General features: G+C 42.0%; 1 pseudogene. It reads left to right on the forward strand.

Features of this window, described 5'->3' with window-relative positions:
• Positions 1 to 231 (forward strand): annotated as a pseudogene (locus tag R0J92_RS27220) (Asp-tRNA(Asn)/Glu-tRNA(Gln) amidotransferase GatCAB subunit B); the annotation flags it as partial.

A 231-nucleotide genomic window follows, 5' to 3' on the forward strand; every position in this document is an offset into this window, starting at 1 on the left:
GCGACTAAAATATTTAGCCCCATCTCCACTGAGTTTGGCGCACCCCCAAACACGAATGTTTCGCCAATTTGTTTGGGCTATCCCGGTGTCTTGCCTGTATTAAATCAGAAAGTGTTGGAATCGGCTGTGAAAACCGGCTTAGCATTAAATTGCCAAATTGCCCCCTACAGTAAATTTGACCGCAAGCATTATTTTTATGCTGATTTACCGAAAAATTATCAAATTTCCCAG

The sequence above is a fragment of the Tritonibacter sp. SIMBA_163 genome, from assembly GCF_046535935.1.
In the GTDB taxonomy this organism is placed as follows: Bacteria; Pseudomonadota; Alphaproteobacteria; order Rhodobacterales; family Rhodobacteraceae; genus Epibacterium; species Epibacterium scottomollicae.